Here is a 17609-nt window from a genome sequence, read left to right as displayed (position 1 = left end):
GACAGCGGGACGTGCGCACGGCCGGAGCCGTGGGCGGTGAGCGGTGTCAGGTCTCCCCGGAGGCCGGTTGGCCGGTCTCCTCATCGGGATCGAGGAAGTACGGATTCTCCATGATCATGCCGTTCAGCCAGACCTTCGGATGGGCCTTGATCAGTGGGACGATCAGGTCACTGTGGAACAGCTCCAGGTCGTACATGCATATCCCCACCTGGGGATGCGACCGCAGCCACCGGGTCGCGTGCATCTCGTACCGGACCAGGTCCTGGACGAAGGCGGGCTGCACCAAGGGCTGGGCCCAGCTCATATCGGCGGCGAGCCGGGCGCAGGTGCCCTGGTCGGACGGGAGCATTTCGTCGGACCATGCGTACATACGGGCCAGTGTGCGGTCTCCGTCGAAGATCCCGTCCCGCAGATACTCATTCGGGCCCCTGATCTGGAGATTGTTGCCGCCCCGGCCCACCGCGGGAGCGGCAGAGGCCAAGACGTCGCGAAAAGTACAGTCCTCGCCCTCGGTGCCCAAGAGGAGGCAGATGTGCCCTGCACTCAGCCCCTCCGCCAAGAACGGGGTCATGAGCCGATCCCGCTCGGCACGTCCCCGGTACAGGGCACAGATGTGGTCGCCAGGAGTCAGCGGTACTCCGCCCAGGCGAGCGACAGTGGCCACGGGGGCGTCGGCACTCCGTTGATCCACGTGATCCTCCCGATCAGGGTCGGCCGCCCAGGACGCTCCACACCCGGGTGGCGACGTGCATGTTCAGCCGGCTGTCGACGTCCCCGAGGTCGCTGCCGGTGACCTCGCGGATGCGCTGGAGCCGGTAGCGCAGGGTGCTGCGGTGGATGGCCAGGGCGGCTGCCGTGGCGTCGTAGTTGCCGCCGCACTCGAAGTACTGGGAGAGGGTCTGGACCAGGTCCGAGTGGTGTGCGGCGTCGTAGTCCAGGAGCGGGCCGAGCCACTCGCGGACGAACTGCTCGACGTCTCGGTAGCTGCCTCCCGGCCCGAGGATGCGGTAGAGGCCCAGTTCGTCGAAGGTCGTGGTGCCGTGGGGGGACTGCGAGCGCTGACGGACCTCCAGGGCGCGCAGCGCTTCCTGGAACGAGCGCGGGATCTCGCTCGGGGTGTCGCACCGGCCGCCCACGCCGATCGAACCGGTGGGCGAGCCGAGTTCGCGGCCCACTGCCTCGTGCAGGGCCTTCGCCTGCGGACGGCCTTGCAGTACGAGGACGGCCATCCCGGACCGTCTGGCCAGCAGTGACCGCATCCGCAGCCCGGCTGCCGACCTGCCGACCGCGTGCACGAAGGTGTCGTCGGCCGGTCGGCCCGCCCATTGCACGGCGGCGAGATAGTGCGGACCGTGCAGATCATGGCCGACGGCGGCGGCCCGGGCGTAGGCGCTCGCGTCGTCGGTGCCGGTGATCAGGTCGTCCACAAGTTCGCGTCGTAGCCGCAGTTCCACCTCGGCGAGGTTGCGCAGATGGGCCAGTTCCAGGGCCAGCGCAGTGCTGGCGTAACCGAGGGCGAACCGTTCTACCTCGCCGACGCCTGCTTCGGGGTCGATCAGGGCCACGGTGCCGAGGACCTCGCCCCGGTACCGGGCCAGCGCGATGACCCGTTCCGCCACCCGCACCGGCCGCGGCCGGCGGGCCGCATCCTGCAGAAGCTCTTCGTGCGGGGTCGCCTCAAGTTTGGGGTAGGGGTCGGGGCGGCCCGGGCCCGCCCAGGCCCGCAGATTGCCGAAGCGGTCCTCGATGGCGACCGGGTAGCCGGTGAGCAGGTGGAGGGCCCCGGCGATGCCCTGTACGCCGTCGTCGTTCGCGGAGGCGTCGCTGAGCATCTCGTGGACGGAACGCTGATGCTCCAGTTCGGAGACGGAGGTGGTGAGCCGGGCGTTCGTGGCCGCACGGTCCTCACTGAGCTGCCGCAACTGCTGGTTACGGTCGCGTTCCGCGCGCCGGGCCAGGGCTTGCGTCAGGGCCGCCGCGGTCTGCTGAGCCAGCACCCGCAGCAGGAAGTACTCGTCATCGGTGGGCCGGGACGGTGCGCTGACCACCAGGTGGCCGATGGAGTTCGCCGTGCTGTGCAGCGCGAGGCTCCAGCCCCATTCCCGATCCGGCACCGTGACCGGCCCGTCCTGACCAGCCAGTCTCCGGACCTGGGCATCGAGGTGGGGGGTGGCTTGGGGCCAGTCGGCGGGCGTGCGGGTCAGGCCGTTGTCGAGCGTGAGGTAGGCGGCCTCGGCGCGGCACGGACCGAGGGTGCCAACGGCGGTGAGGGCCCGTGTCAGGACGTCGCTCTCGTCCGGCGCGTCATTCATGATCATCGAGAGCACCACAAGGCTGTACAGGTTCGCGAGGTGCTCGCGGCCCCAGCTGCTCCGGGGGGAGCTGCACGCCGTGCCCGAGGTCGTGGCCATGGTGGGATCACGGGCCTTTCTGATCGCCCGGGATTCACCCTACCCAATGACGCAGATATTGTCCGATATGTCGGTCTTGATCAGCTCACCCTGGCAGACCGAGATTGCCTACGGATTTCGGCCTCGCAGGGGCAGGCCGCGGGTCGCCTGCGTGGCGAGACTGAAGCGGCCAGGCGTGAACCCGTAGCAGTGGCGTGTCGCCGGGAGGAGGGCACATGAGCCAGCGGGATCGTCGGACCATCGCGTCCTACCCCACCTATCCGGAGGCCGAGCGCGCCATCGACTACCTGTCTGACCAGGGCTTCCCTGTTGAACGAACCGCCATCATCGGCCACGACCTGCAACTCGTCGAACAAGTTGTCGGTCGTGTCGGCTTCGGGAGGGCGGCGCTGAGCGGGGCCGCGTCCGGTGCTCTCCCCGGCGCTCTGATCGGCTGGCTTTTCGGTCTGCTCGATTGGCTCAACCCGGTGCTGTCGTCGCTGCTGCTGGCCCTCTACGGGCTGATCTTCGGTGCGCTGATCGGCGCGCTGCTCGGACTGCTTCTGTACGGCCTACAGCGCGGGCGCCGCGACTTCGCTTCCGTCAGCGCGATGCAGCCGAGCCGGTACGAGGTCGTGGTGGACGCCGAGGTGGCCGATCAGGCCGCCAAGCTGCTCAACCGGCTCGGGAGCGCGGCGGCCGGCACCACCGCCACCGAGAAGTGAGACCCGGCGGCACAGGGCGCGCGAACACTTCCGTGGCTTTCGATGAAGGAGTATCCCCATGGCTAAGGCAGTCGGCATTGACCTCGGAACCACCAACTCGGTGATCGCCGCGTGGGAGGGCGGTGAGGCGACGGTTCTCCCGAATTCCGAGGGCAGCCGCACGACCCCTTCGGTCGTCGCGTTCACCGACACGGGCGAGCGGCTCGTCGGCCAGTTGGCCCGCCGCCAGGCGATCCTCAACCCCAAGGGAACCATCTACTCGGCAAAGCGCTTCATCGGCCGCCGCTTCGACGAGATCTCGGACGAGGCAAAGGCCGTCGGCTTCGACGTGGTCGCCGACGACCATGGCAATGCGCGCTTCGAGGTACGCGGCAAGCTGTACGCGCCGGAGGAGATCAGCGCTCTGGTGCTGCGCAAACTCGCCGACGATGCCGCGAAGCAGCTGGGCGAGAAGGTGACGGAAGCCGTCATCACCGTCCCCGCCTACTTCAACGACGCCCAGCGCACCGCGACGAAGGACGCGGGGCGCATCGCAGGGCTGGAGGTCCTGCGCATCATCAACGAGCCCACGGCGGCGGCGCTCGCCTACGGGATGGACAAGAAGGGGCACGAGACCGTGCTCGTCTTCGACCTGGGCGGCGGCACCTTCGACGTCAGCCTGCTCGACGTCGGCGACGGGGTGGTCGAGGTCCGGTCCACCGCGGGCGACAGCCACCTGGGCGGTGACGACTTCGACCGGCGGCTGGTGGACTACCTGGCGGACAACTTCCAACGGGACAACGGCATCGATCTGCGGAGCGACCCGCAGGCCCTGCAACGGCTTTTCGAGGCCGCGGAGAAGGCCAAGACCGAACTCAGCTCGGTCACTCAGACGCAGGTCAGCCTGCCGTTCATCACCGCGGACGCCGCCGGCCCGAAGCATCTGACCGAGACGGTCATGCGGTCCACGTTCGACCAGATCACCTCCGACCTGGTCGAGCGGACCATGGAGCCGGTCAAGCAGGCGATGGCCGACGCCAAGATCAGCGAGAGCGATATCGACGAGGTCATCCTCGTGGGCGGCTCCACCCGTATCCCCGCCGTCCAGAACCTGGTCCGCCGGCTGACCGGAGGCAAGGACCCGAACATGAGCGTCAACCCCGACGAGGTCGTGGCCATGGGCGCCGCGATCCAGGCCGGAGTGCTCAAGGGCGACGTCAAGGACGTGCTGCTGCTCGACGTCATCCCGCTGTCGCTGGGTGTGGAGACCCGCGGCGGTGTGATGACCAAGATCATCGAGCGGAACACCACCATCCCCGTGCGGCGCACGGAGACCTTCTCCACCGCCGAGGACAACCAGGGAGCGGTCGACATCGTCGTCCTGCAAGGAGAGCGCGAGCTCGCGCAGGACAACCGCGTCCTGGGCCGCTTCCAGCTCAAGGACATCCGCCCCGCGCCCCGTGGCGAGCCGCAGGTCGAGGTCACCTTCGACGTCGACGCCAACGGCATCCTGAACGTCACCGCACGTGACAAGGACACCGGCGCCGAGCAGGGCATCACCATCAGCGAGGGCTCCAACCTCGACCAGAGCGAGATCGAGCGGATGGTCCAGGAGGCCGAAGCGCACCGCGGCGAGGACCAGGCGCTGCGCGCGGCGGTGGACGCCCGCAACGAGCTGGACGCCGTGGCCTACCAGGTCGAACGCCGGCTGAACGAGCTGGGCGACGCCGCACCCGCGCACGAGAAGGCACGGGCCGAGATGCTCGTCACCGACGCCCGGGAAGCCGTCAAGGGAGAAGCGCCGCTCGACAAGGTCAGGTCGCTGACCTCCGAACTCCAGCAGATCCACGCCTCGCTGGCCTCCCACCAGGCAGGCGCGGGCCCGTCCGCGGAGGAGCGGGCCACGGCGGACGCCGGGGCAGGCGGTGCTTCGGGCAGCTCCGCCGGATCCGACGACGACGTGGTCGACGCCGAATTCGACAAGAGCTGAGGTGCGGCGATGTCCACCGAACAGGAGCCCGCGACGCCCCAGGACGAGCTGAGCCAGGCCCCGCCCCCGGACCAGCCGGAGGTGGACGACCACGCCGCGGCCCTCGACGAACTCCAGGACCGCTGGCGCCGCGCCCTCGCGGACCTCGACAACCTCCGCAAGCGCCACGCCAAGGAGCTGGACGCCGTACGGAACGAGGAACGCGCCCGCACCGCGGCGGCCTGGCTGCCGGTGGTCGACAATCTGGACCTGGCGCTCACCCATGCCGGCTCCGATCCGTCCGCCGTGGTCGAAGGCGTCAAGGCCGTACGCGACCAGGCGGTCGACGTGCTCCGCCGGCTCGGGCATCCCCGCTACGAGGAGACCGGAGTGCCGTTCGACCCGGCCGTGCACGAGGTCGTCGGCACCGTCGACGACCCCGATACCGAGCCGAACACCGTCGTGCAGGTGGTGCGTCCCGGCTACGGCGAGGGGAGCCGGCAGCTGCGCCCCGCGGCCGTCATGGTCAGCAAGCGGCAGGAGTGACGCCTCATGGCACGGGACTACTACGACGTGCTCGGGGTGCAGCGCCAGGCGAGCGCCGACGAGATACAGCAGGCATTCCGCAAGCTGGCCCGCAAGTACCACCCCGACATCAACAAGGACCCGCAGGCGGAGGAGCGCTTCAAGGAGCTCAACGAGGCGTACAGCGTGCTGTCCGACCCCAAGACGCGCAAGCGCTACGACCGCTTCGGCGAGGACTTCCGGCAGATCCCGGAGGGCTGGGAAGAACGGGTGGGCGCGGGCGTGGGGGCCGGGGCGGGAGCCCAAGGCCGCGGCCGCGGCGGCCGGGTCCGGTTCACCGACTACGGCGAGGGATTCGACGGCTCCGGCATCAACTTCGAGGACCTCTTCGGCGGGCTGTACGGCCGCGGCGGAGGCGGCAGACGCCGGGGCCCGGTTCCCGGGGCCGACCAGGAGGCCGAGCTCCAGCTCGGTGTCGAGGAGGCGTACCACGGCGGCCATCGCAGCATCACCCTCGCAGGGCCCGGCGGACAGCGGACCTACGACGTCAACATCCCGCGTGGCGTAGTCGACGGACAGCGCATCCGGCTGGCCGGGGAAGGCGGCAGGGGCAGCGACGACGGTCCCCCGGGAGATCTGTACCTCCGCGTACGGATCAAGCCCGATACGCGATTCCGCCTGGAGGGCCGGGACATCCACGTCGCGCTTCCCGTCACGCCCTGGGAGGCGGCGCTCGGCGCGACGGTACCGGTGCCCACGCCCGGCGGCACCGCCAAAGTCACCGTCCCCAAGGGCTCGTCCAGCGGCCGCCGGCTGCGGCTGCGCGGCGAGGGCATGCCCAACCCCCGTGGCGCCAACGGAAATCTCTACGCGGAGGTCCGCATCATGGTGCCGCCCGAACTCAGCGACCGGGAGCGTGAACTCTTCGAGAAGCTGGCTGCCGTGTCCACCTTCGACCCGAGGAAGCCACGATGACCCATGATCCGCGGCGCGCTGCCGCCGGGCAGGAGGCCGGGCATCGCCGGCCGACGGCGCCGGACAAGCAACGGGCCCTGAACGTCGTTGTCCGCAACTACGCCCTCGCGCCCGTCGACAGACTCAGCCTGGACGTCGTGGCCCGGCGCTCCGGACTCCACCCCGATCTCGTCCGGCGCTTCGTCACCCTCGGCCTGGTCGACGCCACCCGCGACCACAGCGGCCGGCTGTGGTTCGGCCCGGACGCGCCCGCAACTCTCGCCCGCATCCAACGGCTACGGGCCGGGCTCCCCCTCAACTACGCCTCCCTCGGTCTGGTGCTCGACCTGCTCGACCGGATCAGCGAGCTGGAGGCCGCGTTGAGACGCAGCAACGCCGGCTCGAGGAGTGATGAATCGTGGATATGAACCGGCTCACCCAGAAGTCCCAGGAAGCCCTTCAGGAAGCGCAGACGATCGCCGGCCGGATGGACCAGACCGAGGTCGACGGTGAACATCTGCTGCTCGCCCTCCTCGACCAGCCGGACGGGCTGGTGCCGCGGCTCTTCGACCAAGCGGGCGCCGACACCAAGGCGTTGCGCGCCTCACTCATGAGCGAGCTGTCACGCAGACCGAAGGTGACCGGACCCGGCGCCACACCCGGGCAGGTGTACGTCACCCAGCGGCTGGCCAAGCTGCTGGACACCGCCGAGCAGGAGGCCAAGCGCCTCAAGGACGAATATGTGTCCGTGGAGCACCTCGTCCTGGCACTGGTCGACGAGGGATCCAGGACCGCGGCGGGACGCCTGCTCAAGGAACACGGCATCACCAAGAACGGCTTCCTGTCCGCGCTGACCCGTATCCGCGGAAACCAGCGTGTCACCTCGGCGACGCCCGAGGGCGCGTACGAGGCGCTGGAGAAGTACGGCCAGGATCTGGTCGCCGAGGCGCGGAGCGGCAAGAAGGACCCGGTGATCGGCCGGGACTCGGAGATCCGCAGGGTCATGCAGATCCTCAGCCGCAAGACCAAGAACAACCCCGTGCTGATCGGCGATCCGGGCGTCGGCAAGACGGCCATCGTGGAGGGCCTGGCACAGCGGATCGTCCGCGGCGACGTCCCCGAGGGGCTGCGCGAGAAGACCATCTTCTCCCTCGACATGAGCTCGCTGGTGGCGGGCGCCAAATACCGCGGTGAGTTCGAGGAACGACTGCAGGCCGTGCTGAGCGAGGTCAAGGCCGCCGAGGGGCGCATCCTGCTCTTCGTCGACGAGCTCCACACGGTCGTCGGAGCCGGCGGCGGCGCCGAGGGCGCCATGGACGCCGGGAACATGCTCAAGCCGATGCTCGCCCGCGGTGAGCTGCACATGATCGGCGCCACCACGCTGGAGGAGTACCGCAAGCACGTCGAGTCCGACGCCGCCCTCGAACGCCGCTTCCAGCAGGTCATTGTGGACGAGCCGAGCGTGGAGGACACCGTCTCCATCCTCCGCGGCCTGCGCGAACGTCTTGAGGTCTTCCACGGCGTGAAGATCCAGGACACCGCGCTGGTCGCCGCGGCCACCCTCAGCCACCGCTACATCTCCGACCGCTTCCTGCCGGACAAGGCCATCGACCTCGTCGACGAGGCCTGCGCCCGGCTGCGCACCGAGATCGACTCCATGCCGGCCGAACTCGACGAGATCACCCGCCGGGTGACCCGTCTGGAGATCGAGGATGCGGCCCTCGCGAAGGAGACCGACGCCGCCAGCCGCAAGCGGCTGGAGGAGCTCCGGCGCGAACTGTCCGACCTGCGCGCCGAGGCCGACGCCATGAACGCCCAGTGGGAGGCCGAACGCCAGGCCATCCGGCGAGTGCAGGAGCTGCGTCAGGAACTGGAACAGGTCCGTCAGGAAGCGGAGGAGGCCGAGCGGAACTACGACCTCAACCGCGCCGCCGAACTGCGCTACGGCACGCTCACCGAACTGGAGCGCAGGCTGGCCGCCGAGGAGGAGGCGCTCGCCAGCAAGCAGGGCGAGACCCGGCTCCTGCGCGAGGTCGTCACCGAGGACGAGATCGCCGAGATCGTCGCCGCCTGGACCGGCATCCCGGTGACCCGGCTGCAGGAAGGCGAGCGGGAGAAGCTGCTGCGGCTCGACGAGATCCTCACCGAGCGGGTGATCGGCCAGGACGAGGCCGTCAAGCTGGTCACCGACGCCATCATCCGGGCCCGCTCCGGCATCCGCGACCCGCGCCGTCCCATCGGCTCGTTCATCTTCCTCGGCCCCACCGGCGTCGGAAAGACCGAACTGGCCAAGGCGCTCGCCGCGGCACTGTTCGACACCGAGGAGAGCATCGTCCGTCTCGACATGAGCGAGTACCAGGAACGGCACACCGTCAGCAGGCTGGTCGGAGCGCCGCCCGGATACGTCGGCTACGAGGAGGGCGGTCAGCTCACCGAGGCGGTACGCCGCAAGCCCTACTCCGTGGTCCTGTTCGACGAGGTCGAGAAGGCACACGCCGATGTCTTCAACACCTTGCTGCAGGTACTCGACGACGGCCGGATCACCGACGCCCAGGGCCGCACCGTCGACTTCCGCAACACCGTCGTCATCATGACCTCCAACATCGGATCCGCCCATCTGCTCGACGGGGTGACCCCCGAGGGCGAGATCAAACCCGATGCGCGGGCCCTGGTCATGGGCGAACTGCAAAGCCACTTCCGCCCCGAGTTCCTCAACCGCGTCGACGACGTCGTGCTGTTCAAGCCGCTGGGCATGGCCCAGATCAAGCGCATCGTCGAGCTGCAGTTCAACGACCTGCGTCGGCGCCTGGCCGAACGCCAGATCAGCGTCGAGCTCACCGATCAGGCCCGCGAGCTCATCGCCCAGCAGGGCTTCGACCCCGTCTACGGGGCACGGCCGCTGCGCCGCTTCATCTCGCACGAGGTCGAAACGCTCGTCGGGCGAGCCCTGATCCGCGGCGATGTGGCCGACGGCTCGACGATCCGGGTGGACGCCCAGAACGGTGAACTGGTCGTGACGTACGACAGGCCGGCCCGGGCCGACCACGGAATGGCTGCGTGAGAACGGTGGCAACGAGCCGGAGCAAGACGGTCGTCTGTGAGTCGTGCGGCCGCAAGAACCGGGTGCCGCCAGCGGGGGACGGGCGCCCCAAGTGCGGAAACTGCGGTACCCCGTTGCCCTGGATCGTCGAGGCCGGCGACGACGACTTCGCGGAGATCGCCGAACAGGCGGCGCCCGTCGTCCTCGTCGACCTCTGGGCCACCTGGTGCGGTCCCTGCCGCAGGGTCAGCCCCGCGCTGGAACAGGTCGCCCGTGAGCTCGCCGGAAAGATCAAACTCGTCAAGGTCGATGTGGACCAGGCCCCCAGGCTGTCCCAGCGATTCCAGGTGCAGGCCGTGCCGACCCTGCTCCTTCTCGACAAGGGAGAGGCGATCGCGCGACAGGCCGGCGCCGCCCCCGCCAACGTGCTGCGCCAATGGGTCGAGGAGACCGTCGCGGGTCGCCGCTGATCCCGTCCGCCAAGGAAGGACGACCATCATGACTACCGAAGGCGACTGGCACCTGTCGCTCGTGCGACCGGTGACGCCGCGCACCCCCGAGGGCTGCGAGGAGTGCCTGCGCCTCGGCTCTCCCTGGGTGCACCTCAGGCTGTGCCTGACCTGCGGACACGTCGGATGCTGCGACTCCTCGCCACTCAAGCACGCCCGTCTGCACGCCGCCAACGTCGGCCACCCCATCGTGCAGCCCCTCGAGCCGGGAGAGAACTGGCGCTGGTGTTACGTCCACGAGGCCGTGGTCTGATGCCTGCCGCGGGTCCGGACGGGATACCCACCGAAACCCCCGATCAGCACGGCGCCTACCCCCGGCTGACGCCGCAACAGCTCGATGCGCTGGCCCAGTACGGCGAGTACCGCCCCACGCGGCGGGGCGAGGTGCTGTTCCGCGAAGGCGAACCGTGCGAGGAGTTCCTTGCCATCGTCAGCGGGATGGTCGAGGTCATCCACGACTACGGCGGTCCCGACCAACGTACCGTGGCGGTACACGGCCCCGGCCGCTTTCTGGGGGAACTCGGTCTGCTCGAAGGCCAGACGGCGTTCGACACCGCGGTCGTACGCCAGCCCGGCCAGGTCCTCGCGGTCCCGGTGGAGCGCCAGCGAGCCCTGGTGGTACGCGATCCGGTCCTCGGGGACCTGGTTCTGCGCGCCTACCTCGGCCGCCGGTCCCTGCTCATCGGCCTGGGCGCCGGCTTCCGGATCCTGGGCTCGTGCTACTCGCCCAACACCCTGCGGCTGCGTGAATTCGCCGCCCGCAACCGGCTACCGCACCGATGGATCGACCTGGAGAAGGACAAGGAAGCCGAGGCGCTGCTGCGCCGGTTCGGCATCCGTCCGGACGAGACCCCGGTCGTCATATGGAAGGGAGAGCAGGTACTGCGCAATCCCAGCATCGCGGACCTCGCCCGCCTCATCGGACTCCCCACCTCTGCGCACGGCGACGGTGCATACGACCTGGTGGTGATCGGCGCGGGCCCGGCCGGGCTCGCCGCCGCCGTCTACGGCTCATCCGACGGCCTCGTCACCGTAGCCGTCGACGCCATAGCCACCGGAGGCCAGGCCGCCACCTCCTCGCGCATCGAGAACTACCTGGGCTTCCCGTCCGGGATCTCGGGTGGCGAACTCATGGAACGCTCGGTGCTCCAGGCCCGCAAATTCGGCGCACAGCTCACCGTCCCCGCCGAGGTCACCTCGCTCGAACCGCGCGACGGCCGGTACGCCCTCACCTTCGCGGACGGCTCCGAGATCCAGGCCGCCACCATCGTCCTGGCCTCGGGAGTGCGCTACCGCAGGCTCGACGTCCCCGGCATCGACCGGTTGGAAGGCTCCAGCGTCTACTACGCCGCCACACTCCACGAAGCCAACCTGTGCCGGATGGACCCCGTGGCCGTGGTCGGCGGGGGCAACTCCGCGGGCCAGGCGGTGCTCTTCCTCGCCGAATACGCACCCAAGGTGTATCTGATCGTCCGCAGCGGCGACCTCGACAAGGACATGTCGCGCTATCTGGTGGACCAGGTGACACGCCATCCGAAGGTCGAGGTGCTGACCCACACCGAAGTGCGCCAGGTCAACGGAGAGGGCACCCTGCAGTCGTTGACCGTGGAGGACAACGCCTCCGGCGACCGTCGCGAACTGCCGGCCCGCGCCCTGTTCGTGTTCATCGGCGCCCGGCCGCACACCGAGTGGCTGAAGGACGTGGTCGCGCTGGACCGACGGGGGTTCGTGCTCACCGGCGCCGACGCCCGGGCAGCGGCCGACGAGAACATCTGGGAATCGCTCGGGCGCGGGCCACTGATGCTGGAGACCACGATGCCGGGTGTCTTCGCCGCGGGTGACGTCAGGAGCGGGTCCGTCAAGCGGGTCGCCTCCGCCGCCGGGGAGGGCGCCATAGCCGTCCGGCTCGTCCATGAACACCGGGCCCAGGAAGGCAATCTCGTCCGCGGGTCCGGCGTGAGCGAGCCTCGGTCCGTGCCGGGCCAGTCGGTGTCCTGACGCCGGCCGTCCTACTGCTGGTGGCCGGTGCGGCGCTGGGGTCGTGGCTCGCGCCGGCGGCGGCTGGGGGCTCGCATTCGTCTCCCGGCGCTGAGCCGGGCGAGGCCAAGTTCGCGGCGCTCGGCGTGCCGGGGATCGTCGTCGGCGGGCTGGTGGTGCGGCTGTGGGGCCGGTTTCGACGGGCGGTGGGCTGCCGGGGATCGTGCGGGTGGCGGCGGTCGCTCGGCGTTGTTCCTGGTGTGGCGGATGCGGCGGGCGCCCCGCTGAGGGGGCCGGTGTCGTGCCTCCCTGACCGGGGATGCCGCCGCAGGCACTATGGCAGGCATGGCTGCACACTCTCTGACGGTCGGCTTCGACCTCGACATGACGCTGATCGACTCGCGCCCGGGCATCAAGGCCGTCTATCAGGAGCTGTCGGCCAGGACCGGCACCTTCATCGACGCCGACCTCGCGGCGAGCCGGCTGGGGCCCCCGCTGGAGCATGAGATCCGCCACTGGTTCCCCGAGGAGCGGGTGGCGGAGACCGCTGCTCTCTTCCGCGAGCTGTATCCGCAGTACGCGGTCGCGGCGACGCCCGCCATGCCCGGCGCCCGGGAGGCCATCGACGCGATCCACGCGGCGGGCGGCCGGGTGATCGTGGTGACGGCGAAGTACGAGCCCAACGCCAAGCTGCACCTGGAACACCTCGGCCTCGACGTGGACGCCCTCTTCGGCTCCCTGTGGGCGGCGGGCAAGGCCGAGGCGCTGCGCAAGCACCATGCGCAGGTCTACGTCGGCGACCACATCGGTGACGTCGTCGGGGCGCACACCGCGGGCGCGCTGTCCGTCGCGGTCGCCACCGGCCCGTGCGATGCCACGGAGCTGCGCAACGCCGGTGCCGAAGTGGTGCTCGCGGACCTGACGGAGTTTCCGTCCTGGCTGGAGCGCTATGTGGCGGAAGGGGCGGACGGGGGCGACGGCGCCGCCACCTGACGGCGCGGAGCGGTGGCGGAGCGAATCACTCCGGCCGCGGCGATCGGAAAAACGAGGCCCATCAGCGTGCACAGCCAGGAGAAGCCGGACGGCAGCGGTTCGGTCCCGAGGAACAGCGGGCCACCGTGGCGAGAGTGGCCACTGCGCCGACCAGGAACATGACCGCGCCGCCGACCAGGGTCGACCCCGGCACCCGGTCCCACCGGTGCACCGGAAAGATCGTCCTGGTCTGCGATGGCCTGCCCTCCGCGCGTAGGCCACGCGACCGACCACGACTGGCTCACCATCGTGTGTAACTGCCCCCGTATGCATCGGACTTGAACCGGTGGAGGGCGTCTGGTCGCTGTTACATCGACCGGCAACAATCCGAAGAGCTCAGCAGGGGTGATCCCGCAGGCTATCCCGGCCGGCAGCGCACATGCCCCCCCTTGGCCGCTCACGCCTGCCTGACCGTCCTGCGCGCCCGCCATGACGACCCGAAGGGCGCACCTTCCGCGGGTTGCCGACTTCGAGCGCTCCACCGTTCGGGTGGCGTGACGTCAATATGGTTGTCAACGACGTAGTGCAAATGGGTTACTTTACGCATCCGAACAGGTGGGCCGCCCATCCCTCCACGGGGTGGCAGCTGGCTCACCGTCGGCCCCAGGGACGGCGTTCCAGGCCGCTGTGCCTGGCCGGGGTTCGGCTGCCGTCCTGACCGTTTCCCTGCGTGCCCGCAGAGGCAGCGGTTTCGGGCCGGCGTGTGCCCTCACCACTGTTTCGATCGGCTGAGCGGGAGGGCCGTCCGCGTTCTCGGCGACAGAGCGCTGACCCCTTCCCAGGCCCATAGGCCGATGTGGCCACGTCGGCCGCTCGGGCTCCCAGGCGGCTGTGAGCCGCCGACTCCAGGCCCCGGCAGGAAAATCCACGGCAGCGCCCACTGATCACTGACGCCACGGGCCGCCGAGGACAGACCGTTCTGCGCACATCCAGTCCGTCTGAGCAGGAGGCACATCATGCCTTTCATCCAGCAGAGCACATCGGGCCCAGTGACAGGCTCCGCCGAGGACTTCGCCCCCATCACGGTCACCGGCGGGCAAACCGCCCCACTGCTGCCCGGTGAAACCGCAGACGTCACCCTCACCTTCACCAACCCGAACAGCAATGTAAGGGCCCAACTGACCTCCATTGCCGCCGGCGATGTCGTCATCGACACCGTTGCGAACGCCGACGACATGACGTACTGCCACGATCAGATCGAACTGTCCACAGCCGGCGTGGGCCCCCTGCCCACGCTTGACCTCAGCCAGGCCAACCTGCCATTCGTGCTGGCTGACGCTGTGAAGTTGAAGGAAGACGCCGACATCCGCTGTCAAGGGATGACGTTTCACACCACGTGGACGGTCCAGGCCCAGGCCGTCCGCTGAGCCCGGTCCTCATACGCCATCGAATGAGCCGCGCGATGGACTGCGTCCCGGCGTAAACCGAAGGCGTAGCACACGGCGGCACTCCTAGTAATCAGCTACAGGGACCAGCCGTGGTCCCCAGCGCGCCGCTGGGACCACCGTCGCGCTGCGCGGGCGGCTGCGTCCACGGCACCAGATCGCCGCCGCGCTCACGTCGCCGTCAGCCTCAGCGCCAGGCCCAGGCGTGCTCGCCTTCTCCCCACAGGCAGCCAGGCCACACTACGAACGAGGGGCGGCGCCGGTTACCACAGCGGAAGGGGAGGAGCTGCTGGCCCGGCCGTACGCGGAGCGCCGTGCGCGGCTGAAGGAGCTGGTCGCAGGGCACCGGCTGGCGGAGTCGTGGGCGCTCCCCCCCCAGCACGGCCGACCGGAGGTGGTCACCCAGTAGTTGGGCGCAAGCGGACCTGCCTGCTGCGTCTGCTGGACGTTCTCGGTCCACTTCACCTCGTTGCCCTCCTTGAACACCCGCAATGGTGTCCAGATAACTCTTCAATTCGCTCACCATGGCGGCCGTAGCCGCCATGGACGTTGCGGTCGGCCAACTGGGGACAGGCGCTCAGCAGCGAGGATGCCTGACCCGCGCCACGCCGGCGGTACGTCGAACACCGGCTGCAGGAGTTCCTGCCTCCCCTCACCAGCATTCTGCTGCGGCGCCTCACCCGAGCCGAACCAGCGGCCCCGCTCCCCGGTTCGTGGCTCAGACGTAGACGTAGGCGCTGGTGAGCGTGCTCGTACCGGAGTCGGTAGTGACGGTGATGTCCACCGTTCCGGCGGCTGGGCTCGGGGGCACGACGACGGTCAGGACGGTGTCGGACTGGACGCTGTACTGAACAGGCGCATCGTTGAACGTGACCAGGCTGGTCGTCGACAGGTTCAGGCCGTAGAGGTTGATGACGTTCCCGCCGGGGACCGGGCCGGTGCTCGGGCTCACGGCGCTGAGGAAGGGCGGATCGATGTACGCGTAGGTGATGGGTTGAGGGGTGATACCGCCAGCCGTGGTGACGGTGACGGGAACCAGGCCGGGTGTGGCGGCAGGTGGGACGGTGACGGTGATCAACTGGTCACTGACCACGGTGGGCACGGCGGGCACCGAGCCGAACCGCACCTGCGTGGCGGTGCTGAACCTGTTCCCCTTGATGCTGATGATGTTCCTGCCGGCGGTCGGGCCGGTTCCCGGGACCAGACTGTCCAGCTCGCTGCCCGGAGCGTAGACGTACGGTTTGGGATTGCTGGTGCCTCCCGGAGTGGTGACGGTCAGCAGGGCGACACCGACGCCGGGTGGGGGGACCACGAGAATCTGGTTGGGCGTGTTGGCCATGATGGTGCCGGGCACCTGGTCGAATTTCACCGCGGTGGCACCGGCCAGGTTGGTGCCGGTGACGGTCACGATGTTGCCGCCGGCCTCCGGCCCCGCCGGGGGACTGATCATGTTGATGAGCGCCAGGATGGTGACGGTGTTCGCGCCGTTGTTGGACACGTACGCGGTCAGCCCACTGGCGGCGACCCCGACGCCGGTCGGCTGATGGCCGACAGCGACGGTGCTGCTCACGGTGTTGGTGGCGGTGTCGATATAGCTGACCGTGTCGGAGCCGTTGTTCGCCACGTAGACGTGGCTGTTGTCCGGGGTGACCGTCACGCCCCACGGCGTGGTGCCCACGGGGATGGTGGCGATGATTGTCCGGCTGACGGTGTCAATGACGCTGACGGTGTTCGCGGTGCTGTTGGCCACGTACAGGTACCGGCTGTCGTTGGTGATCGCTGCGCCATAGGGAGCCGACAGGCCAGTGATGGTCGCCACGACCGTGTTGGTGACCGTGCTGATCACACTGAGCGAGTTACCGCCCTGGTTGGTCACATACACCTCCAGGTCGTTGGGGGCGGCTACCACCCATGTGGGCTTGATCCCGACCGGGATGGTCGCGACGACGGCGCGGGTGACGGTGCTGATGACACTGAGGGTGTTCGAGTTCTGGTTGGCGACGTAGGCGAACAGGCCGTCGGGGCTCACCTGGATACCGAAGGGGCTTTTCCCCACCCCGATCGTGTTGGTGACTGCAAAGAGATTGCGCTGCACCACACTGACAGTGTTCCCCCCACTGTTGGCCACGTAGAGGTAGACATTGTCCGGGGTGAGCGCGACCCCTGCGGGAGCGATCAACGGGGCCGCAGGGGTGGAGATCGTGAGCGTTCCGGTATCGAGAATGCTGACGGTCCCCGAGGCGTTACTGGCCGCGTAAGCGAGCGGCGGCCCCAGAGGGCTGGTCGCCACTCCCAGCGGCTTGGTCCCCGCCGGGAGTGTCGCGATTACTTGCGGGGACGGGGCGGCAAGAGTTGCCGAGGCGTCGTGAATCGACGGTCTTGGGGGCGTGGTTGTTTCCTGTGCCTTCATCGTGCACCCATTTCCTGAGCAGGATGTAGCAGGCGATTGCTCGTCTGCCGAGTCCGGATACTCGACGCCTAGCGGAAACACGTTGCGCGGGGCGACCTTTGAAGGCGAGCCCATATACGTCGAGTTCCCCGGCCCGAAGCAGTAAACCGAAGAAGTGGGCACACTGGCAGGCGGATTGGAGGCACTTCACACCGTATGAAAAACGCCCTGTACCCCCTTCCGCACCCCTTGAACTCGATATCACCACCGCCGCAGGAACCGCCCCCATCTGCGCATCAACCCGAGCAGAGCATCCATCCATGGGTACCCGAGGCCAGTGGCGCCCCGGGGCGGCTGCTGCGGTCCGGCCGCCAACTTCGGCCTCGAACACGACAACTCCGACGTGTCGATGGCCCGCGCCGAGGACCAGCTCCTGTCCGGCATGAGAATCCCGTGGAGGCTGATGATCCTCGCCGACGCTTCTCCTGCCGTACCACTCGGGCAACTTGGGGAGCGGCCGCAGCATCTGGCGGAGGTATTGGCCAGGCGCTTGGGGAGCGAAGCGACCGGGATAGTCGTATGCCGGAAGAGCCGGGAAGAGCGGCGAGCTTCCCCACTCCCGAGGTCTTATAAGGTAATCGCATTCACCACATATGCTTCATCGAGCGTGAACTCACTCCTTCCCCTCGTATGGACAGGTTCAGTTCAATCGGTTGAGGCCGCTTCGCAATCGAG

General features: G+C 68.9%; 14 protein-coding genes. 11 read left to right on the top strand and 3 right to left on the bottom strand.

Features of this window, described 5'->3' with window-relative positions; genetic code table 11:
• Positions 1-46: 46 nt before the first annotated feature.
• Complete coding sequence (locus OO62_RS16445) at positions 47-664, bottom strand: MEDS domain-containing protein (RefSeq protein ID WP_077193899.1); 618 nt, start codon at positions 662-664, stop codon at positions 47-49.
• 40 nt (positions 665-704) lie between these two features.
• Positions 705-2411 (bottom strand): PucR family transcriptional regulator, encoded by a 1707-nt coding sequence (locus OO62_RS16440; RefSeq protein WP_033268167.1) that lies wholly within the window; start codon positions 2409-2411, stop codon positions 705-707.
• Between the two features lie 215 nt (positions 2412-2626).
• Between OO62_RS16440 and OO62_RS16435 the strand changes: the two genes are divergently transcribed.
• From OO62_RS16435 to OO62_RS16385, 11 genes are all read left to right on the top strand, one after another.
• Positions 2627-3115: a YflT domain-containing protein gene (locus OO62_RS16435; protein WP_033268166.1), complete on the top strand. Its 489-nt coding sequence runs from the start codon at positions 2627-2629 to the stop codon at positions 3113-3115.
• Between the two features lie 58 nt (positions 3116-3173).
• Positions 3174-5084 (top strand): molecular chaperone DnaK, encoded by a 1911-nt coding sequence (gene dnaK / locus OO62_RS16430; protein WP_033268165.1) that lies wholly within the window; start codon positions 3174-3176, stop codon positions 5082-5084.
• Positions 5085-5093: 9 nt separating this feature from the next.
• Positions 5094-5609, top strand: a complete 516-nt coding sequence (locus OO62_RS36485) for a nucleotide exchange factor GrpE (RefSeq protein WP_106974865.1) — start codon at positions 5094-5096, stop codon at positions 5607-5609.
• 6 nt (positions 5610-5615) lie between these two features.
• Entirely contained in the window at positions 5616-6563 is a 948-nt protein-coding gene (locus tag OO62_RS16420) for a DnaJ C-terminal domain-containing protein (RefSeq protein ID WP_033268164.1), read from the top strand.
• Positions 6560-6970: a chaperone modulator CbpM gene (locus OO62_RS16415; RefSeq protein ID WP_078617202.1), complete on the top strand. Its 411-nt coding sequence runs from the start codon at positions 6560-6562 to the stop codon at positions 6968-6970. Before OO62_RS16420 ends, OO62_RS16415 begins: the two co-directional genes overlap by 4 nt.
• A complete protein-coding gene (gene clpB, locus OO62_RS16410) occupies positions 6961-9603 on the top strand; it encodes an ATP-dependent chaperone ClpB (RefSeq protein WP_033268163.1) in 2643 nt (880 codons plus the stop codon). Before OO62_RS16415 ends, clpB begins: the two co-directional genes overlap by 10 nt.
• 5 nt (positions 9604-9608) lie before the next feature.
• A complete protein-coding gene (trxA, locus tag OO62_RS16405) occupies positions 9609-10052 on the top strand; it encodes a thioredoxin (RefSeq protein ID WP_033268317.1) in 444 nt (147 codons plus the stop codon).
• Positions 10053-10080: 28 nt separating this feature from the next.
• The gene (locus OO62_RS16400; RefSeq protein ID WP_033268162.1) at positions 10081-10344 is read left to right on the top strand and encodes a UBP-type zinc finger domain-containing protein; all 264 of its coding nucleotides are present in this window, start codon (positions 10081-10083) and stop codon (positions 10342-10344) included.
• Positions 10344-12089: an FAD-dependent oxidoreductase gene (locus OO62_RS16395; RefSeq protein ID WP_051733294.1), complete on the top strand. Its 1746-nt coding sequence runs from the start codon at positions 10344-10346 to the stop codon at positions 12087-12089. Before OO62_RS16400 ends, OO62_RS16395 begins: the two co-directional genes overlap by 1 nt.
• Before the next feature lie 324 nt (positions 12090-12413).
• Positions 12414-13061, top strand: coding sequence for an HAD family hydrolase (locus OO62_RS16390; RefSeq protein WP_033268161.1), 648 nt, complete (start codon positions 12414-12416; stop codon positions 13059-13061).
• A 995-nt stretch (positions 13062-14056) separates the two neighbouring features.
• Positions 14057-14467: a hypothetical protein gene (locus OO62_RS16385; RefSeq protein ID WP_033268160.1), complete on the top strand. Its 411-nt coding sequence runs from the start codon at positions 14057-14059 to the stop codon at positions 14465-14467.
• 736 nt (positions 14468-15203) lie between these two features.
• Here OO62_RS16385 and OO62_RS16380 read toward each other — a convergent pair.
• Positions 15204-16775 carry an IPT/TIG domain-containing protein gene (locus OO62_RS16380; RefSeq protein WP_228332568.1) on the bottom strand — a complete coding sequence of 524 codons (1572 nt, stop codon included), beginning with the start codon at positions 16773-16775 and terminating at the stop codon, positions 15204-15206.
• Positions 16776-17609 lie beyond the last annotated feature (834 nt).

Source organism: Streptomyces lydicus, assembly GCF_000717345.1.
GTDB classification, from domain to species: Bacteria; Actinomycetota; Actinomycetes; order Streptomycetales; family Streptomycetaceae; genus Streptomyces; species Streptomyces lydicus.
Note: the sequence above shows the minus strand (reverse complement) of the source record. Positions and strands in the feature narration are given on the sequence as shown.

Coding starts and splice junctions, on each gene's coding strand:
- OO62_RS16420 (WP_033268164.1), top strand. CDS start 5,616: ATGGCACGGGACTACTACGACGTGCTCGGGGTGCAGCGCCAGGCGAGC.
- OO62_RS16395 (WP_051733294.1), top strand. CDS start 10,344: ATGCCTGCCGCGGGTCCGGACGGGATACCCACCGAAACCCCCGATCAG.
- dnaK (WP_033268165.1), top strand. CDS start 3,174: ATGGCTAAGGCAGTCGGCATTGACCTCGGAACCACCAACTCGGTGATC.
- OO62_RS16435 (WP_033268166.1), top strand. CDS start 2,627: ATGAGCCAGCGGGATCGTCGGACCATCGCGTCCTACCCCACCTATCCG.
- OO62_RS16400 (WP_033268162.1), top strand. CDS start 10,081: ATGACTACCGAAGGCGACTGGCACCTGTCGCTCGTGCGACCGGTGACG.
- OO62_RS36485 (WP_106974865.1), top strand. CDS start 5,094: ATGTCCACCGAACAGGAGCCCGCGACGCCCCAGGACGAGCTGAGCCAG.
- OO62_RS16440 (WP_033268167.1), bottom strand. CDS start 2,411: ATGGCCACGACCTCGGGCACGGCGTGCAGCTCCCCCCGGAGCAGCTGG.
- OO62_RS16415 (WP_078617202.1), top strand. CDS start 6,560: ATGACCCATGATCCGCGGCGCGCTGCCGCCGGGCAGGAGGCCGGGCAT.
- OO62_RS16385 (WP_033268160.1), top strand. CDS start 14,057: ATGCCTTTCATCCAGCAGAGCACATCGGGCCCAGTGACAGGCTCCGCC.
- OO62_RS16390 (WP_033268161.1), top strand. CDS start 12,414: ATGGCTGCACACTCTCTGACGGTCGGCTTCGACCTCGACATGACGCTG.